Origin of the sequence: Limnohabitans rimovensis (SeqCode), assembly GCF_965234775.1 — a bacterium.
Lineage (GTDB): Bacteria > Pseudomonadota > Gammaproteobacteria > Burkholderiales > Burkholderiaceae_C > Limnohabitans > Limnohabitans rimovensis.
Window position 1 is genome coordinate 1 of record NZ_OZ248565.1, and the last position, 4,693, is coordinate 4,693.

Here is a 4,693-nt window from a genome sequence, read left to right on the forward strand (position 1 = left end):
GAAGCTGCGGCTTCTTTGTGCCAAGTTTGGGCTTAATTTGCAGACGGTGCTGCAAGCCATTTCGCCATCTCAGCGGACAAACTATGGCGTTGTAGTTTGAGAAATTCAATTGTTCAGGGCGGACTCAATAGACGCATTTCAAGATCAAACAGAAAAATCAATCCTGGCGCACCCTGAGTAGTGATCCAAGGGCTCTTTTCGCTTGCTCATTGAAATGTCATGTTGTGCATTGGCATGCGAGTGGAGTTGCAATCCTCGACTTTGTAACTCCAGCCCAAAGTGCTGGGCTGAGTAGAGGTTGCTGCTTTGCAAAGCTGTACCGATTTTTGTGAGGTATGTGTCACCGGATACTGACGGATCGAAATTAATGAGCGCAGTAAAAGCCAGGCGAGCGCCATCTAAATCTCCCGCCTTCAAGCTTTGCAGCAATGCCTGCAATTTTTGGCGACGACGATTCTGTCTTTCATCCTGGGGTGAACTGTTGCCACCCCATTGCCTGGCTTTTCCGTCAACACGGTACGAAAATGCAGTATCCATGACACCTTCTCCTTCCAATCGCTTTCCTCAGTTTTGCTTCACCCCATCGTTTTTTAAATATTAACGCTTCAAATTTGGTTGATTGGCTGTCTCGTGTGACATGGATTGAGTAGATCAATAAAAATTGAATGTCAAGAAATCAGCCAATCGTTTATATAAAAGCATAAATTAGGCCAATTAATGAGTTCCACAAAATTAATCCCAAAATGGGGAAGTTGAACAGGCCCAGGTATTGGTTAAGACGTGGCACAACATGGGGCCTATGTTTTCTTAGCAAATCATGGGAAAACAAGGGCATATTGCCAAACGCACCAACTTTGCTCCCGTGCGTTAAGCTGTAGAGCTCGTTGAGCTACCCAGCCAGCGTCTTTTGCCACAACAACCATTTCAAACAAAGACACCCATGCTCACCAGACTTTTGTATGTCAGCAAACCGGTGGGTCCCATCACCACTTTTGTGACTGCCTCTCTTTTGGAAAACTCACGCGTGAGCAACAAAAAGTTAGAGATAACGGGTGTGCTGTGCCAAGGCACTGGCATTTACATGCAAGTACTTGAGGGTGAGAGATCTGCCATCAACGCTTTATATTCCCGAATCATTGCTGACACACGACACCATCAGGTTGAATTATTGTCTTTCGAAGAGGTCGACCAGCGGCGGTATGGTCAGTGGTCTATGGCCCTTGTTCAATTGTCTGTAGATGACCCCATGGTTCAAATGGCGCATCCAGAATTTGACCCCTACTCCGCATCAAGCAAAGATGCGATGAGAATGATTGACGAACTCATGAATTCCGGTACCTCCATTCAAACCATGAGCCCTTAAATTCATACTTGGGCCGCAAGAGATAAAAATGAGTAGAGACGAAACCACAAAAATTTCTGGCGATGGGCTCAGATACAAATCCAAAGAAGGCGGCAGTCCCTTTGGAGCATCTGCATCTGTTGCCAGCATGAGTTGCTACAAATGCGGATTACACAAGCCTCGGGCGCTGGGCAGCTTCAAGCGCGTGCTCAATCAAAACATGTTCATGTGCGCAGAATGTAAGACCAAGACCTAACGGCACCTAGTCGCATAGCAAAGCAGGACAAAGAAGGGCAATTGCAGCATGACCATCCAATCCAGATTGCGCCCCGGGCGGGCTGCCTTGGTGTGCACCTCAAAGTTGCCGAACCCAGAAATCTTTACGCTTTCACCCTTTGCAAGCTCAGCTAACACCACTTCAAAAAATGCATCTACAAAGTCCTTGGCTTCCCGCTTGTTCAAGCCCAATTGGTCAAACAATGCGTCAGCCAACTGTGCCTTGGTCAGGGCTGTGGTGTCTAACGAGTCGAGGGCAAGTTCCATGGATAAATGATTACAGTCCAAGGCAAACCATTTGCACTATGTCATTCTTGAAAAGCTGATTCGCGCAGGATCAATCATCATCAGAAACTGCTACTGCACCAGCTGAGATCAACGACTCTATCTCGGCCTGCTCCATGCCCAGTCCGGTCAGGATGTCACGCGAGTGCTGGCCCAGGCGCGGTGCACATGCCAGGTCGGGCTCCTGACTTTGATCAGACTTGTAGCCTGAGCCAAAGTCTGTCATGACCCCCAGTGGGTAGTCGGTACGGCGGAGGGGCAAGGTCATGAGGGCTTCGGACTGGCAGCTCGCCACCAACTCACTCAGTTGCCGTAACTTCGCACAGGGCACATGATGCGCCATCAATGCTTTCTCAAGTTCATCCACCTGTCGGTTCCTGACGGCCTGGACCAGCAAAGCATGAATACGATTGGCATCCTTAGCGACCATGAAGCCACCGTTTTGCAAAGCTACTTGATCGATCAGCTCGGGATCGTTGTGAACCTCCGGCAAGCCAAGCACCTTGCAAAGGGCAGTGAATTGCACAAGGGTGTTGGCGGCAGTCGAGATCCATCCGTCGTCACACTGAAAAGTGGCTGCGCCTGGACTGCCTGAAAAACCTCGGTTTCCAATCCGAGGTGCATCGTCCGCGCCGGTAGCAACACGCGATGCATCCGGCCACATCAGCTGCAAGCCCGCCTGAGCCATTGATACATCCAGATAGGCACCCTGGCCCTGCCTGAACTGCCTGATCAGCGCTGTCAAAATCGCCTGGGCTCCCATCATGCCGGTGGCAGTGTCAACTACCGGAAACCCAACCTTCATCGGCTCTTGTCCTTCCATACCCTGCATCATGCTCATGCCGATGGCTGATTGAACCACATGGTCATATGCGGCTCTTGAGCTCCAGGCACCTTCCTGACCAAAGCCCGATATGGACGCGTAGATGATCCTAGGGTTTAGGGCACTCACCGCTGCGTAGTCAAATCCCAAGCGCGCGACAGCCCCAGGCCGAAAATTTTCTATGAATACATCAGCGCTGGCTAGCAAGCGACGCAGAACGTCTTTTCCACCCGACGTCTTTAAATCCAAGGCCAGCGACTTTTTGCCCAAATTAATTGCCGCAAAACCAATAGATATACCGGGGGCTAAAGCCTTACCCGAGCGGCGCAGGATGTCTCCCTTGCCTGGCTTCTCGATCTTGATCACCTCAGCCCCTTCAAGGGCAAGATAATGTGAGGCGGTGGGGCCGGCAATCACATGAGACAGGTCCAAGACCCGCACACCTTGAAGCGCATTGAGTCCCATATCAGTCGGCCTTGACACCGGTCAGCTGAATCAGCTTGGCCCATTTTTGCGTCTCAGCCTTCATGAAATTACCAAAGGCTTCTGGTGTCGCCGAGACCTCTACCTCAGAGCCTGCCCCCGCAAAATAGGTGCGTAACTCGGGGTCAGCCAATGCCTGCTTCAAAGCACTGTGCAGCTTTTGTACATCGGCGCTGGGCGTACCCACCGGAACCCAAAGCCCGGCCCACGATTCCTGCACAAACAGGTCCTCGCCATATAGCTCCTTCATCGTCGGCACATCCGGCAATGAGCTGATCCGCTTGGCACCGGTCACCGCCAGGGCGCGTGCTTTGCCAGACTTGACCATGGGCACGCCAGTGCCAGCAATCGGAAAGGCGAACTGGATCTGCCCACCGATCAGCGCAGGCATTAATTCAACAGACCCCCGATAAGGAATATGTACCGCATTGAGCTTGAGCAGATTGACAAAGCTCGCCCCCATGATGTGCGCAGAGGTGCCTATACCGCCCGAGCCATAGTTGATCTGCCCCGGCTTATTGCGTAACAGGGCCTCCAACTCCTTAACCGTTTTGACGGGCGAGTCCACCGGCACCACCAGGACCGTCGGAGAGGTGCTGGTCTGCCCCACGGGCAAGAAGGAGGTCAAGGGGTCAAACTTGGCCTGAGGCCTGAGAATCTTTTGCACCACCTGTGAAATCGAACCAGACAGCACGGTATAGCCGTCGGGCGGCGCTTGAGTGACCAACTCCGCAGCCAGGATGCCCGCTGCGCCAACGCGGTTTTCAACCACCACTGCGACACCCAAGGCATCAGCCAGCCGGGGCGCCAGCCGCCGAGCGTCGATGTCCGGCCCGCCGCCTGCGGCAAATGGCACAACGATCTTGATCGGCCGCAATGGATAGGTTTGGGCCGCTCCATGTATCGTGAAGACAAATAACAACCATCCCAGCATATATCTGAACATGTTCTTGTCAGTTTTCATGAGGTCTCCTGAATGCTTTTATGCGAGTTTGCCATGGTGAACGTGAATCATCGAAGAATGTAACAGCACCTGTTACCGGGATTGCACTAGGTGTGGACTAGTGTCAGCTTGAAAAGCTGAATTGATGTGAAAGTTGAACCACCGCTGCAAGAGGTTTATTGTCTTTGCATTCATTTATCCATCGCCAAAAATAAATGCATGCGAATCTTCAAGCTTGAGAAACCCGAAACGCCAGAGCAACTGAGACTGGACCAACTGAGTGCCACCAGCAAACGTGCCAGCGACGCACTCAAAATTGAGCGCGACAGGCAAAAGGCACAACGGGCTCAAAAAACCCTGCAAAAGCTGCGAGCGCCTAATAAGTCCGCCCTGAACAATTCATAAGCATATGAATTAATTGAAGATATGGTGTAAATCCTGTCGGCAAATTTGCAAGTTGTTGCGTTAATGGATGTAGATTTCTTGCAAATTTAGACGAGGTATTTGATGGGCCCCAAGTCACCTACACCGCAGACACAGC

At 51.5% G+C, this 4,693-nt stretch carries 6 protein-coding genes; 2 read left to right on the top strand and 4 right to left on the bottom strand.

Annotated elements, in window-relative coordinates; all coding sequences use genetic code 11:
- Positions 1–144 precede the first annotated feature (144 nt).
- Positions 145–537: a hypothetical protein gene (locus tag AC8GFZ_RS08740; protein ID WP_506644462.1), complete on the bottom strand. Its 393-nt coding sequence runs from the start codon at positions 535–537 to the stop codon at positions 145–147.
- A 403-nt stretch (positions 538–940) separates the two neighbouring features.
- Between AC8GFZ_RS08740 and AC8GFZ_RS08745 the strand changes: the two genes are divergently transcribed.
- Positions 941–1,363, top strand: a complete 423-nt coding sequence (locus AC8GFZ_RS08745) for a BLUF domain-containing protein (protein ID WP_506644464.1) — start codon at positions 941–943, stop codon at positions 1,361–1,363.
- Positions 1,364–1,594: 231 nt separating this feature from the next.
- Here the strand turns inward: AC8GFZ_RS08745 and AC8GFZ_RS08750 are convergent, their stop codons facing one another.
- The 3 genes from AC8GFZ_RS08750 to AC8GFZ_RS08760 all read right to left on the bottom strand — a co-directional run bounded on the left by AC8GFZ_RS08750 (position 1,595) and on the right by AC8GFZ_RS08760 (position 4,173).
- Complete coding sequence (locus tag AC8GFZ_RS08750; protein WP_506644466.1) at positions 1,595–1,885, bottom strand: HU family DNA-binding protein; 291 nt, start codon at positions 1,883–1,885, stop codon at positions 1,595–1,597.
- A 70-nt stretch (positions 1,886–1,955) separates the two neighbouring features.
- Complete coding sequence (locus AC8GFZ_RS08755) at positions 1,956–3,191, bottom strand: CaiB/BaiF CoA transferase family protein (RefSeq protein WP_506644468.1); 1,236 nt, start codon at positions 3,189–3,191, stop codon at positions 1,956–1,958.
- A gap of 1 nt (position 3,192) precedes the next feature.
- Positions 3,193–4,173, bottom strand: a complete 981-nt coding sequence (locus AC8GFZ_RS08760) for a Bug family tripartite tricarboxylate transporter substrate binding protein (protein WP_506644470.1) — start codon at positions 4,171–4,173, stop codon at positions 3,193–3,195.
- A gap of 126 nt (positions 4,174–4,299) precedes the next feature.
- On the opposite strand from AC8GFZ_RS08760, the gene AC8GFZ_RS08765 reads away from it, so the two are divergent.
- Positions 4,300–4,557, top strand: coding sequence for a hypothetical protein (locus AC8GFZ_RS08765; protein WP_506644472.1), 258 nt, complete (start codon positions 4,300–4,302; stop codon positions 4,555–4,557).
- The last annotated feature ends 136 nt before the right edge of the window (positions 4,558–4,693 follow it).

Excerpts from the sequence above, each read along its gene's own strand:
- AC8GFZ_RS08740 (WP_506644462.1), bottom strand. The coding sequence starts at position 537 with ATGGATACTGCATTTTCGTACCGTGTTGACGGAAAAGCCAGGCAATGG.
- AC8GFZ_RS08745 (WP_506644464.1), top strand. The coding sequence starts at position 941 with ATGCTCACCAGACTTTTGTATGTCAGCAAACCGGTGGGTCCCATCACC.
- AC8GFZ_RS08750 (WP_506644466.1), bottom strand. The coding sequence starts at position 1,885 with ATGGAACTTGCCCTCGACTCGTTAGACACCACAGCCCTGACCAAGGCA.
- AC8GFZ_RS08755 (WP_506644468.1), bottom strand. The coding sequence starts at position 3,191 with ATGGGACTCAATGCGCTTCAAGGTGTGCGGGTCTTGGACCTGTCTCAT.
- AC8GFZ_RS08760 (WP_506644470.1), bottom strand. The coding sequence starts at position 4,173 with ATGAAAACTGACAAGAACATGTTCAGATATATGCTGGGATGGTTGTTA.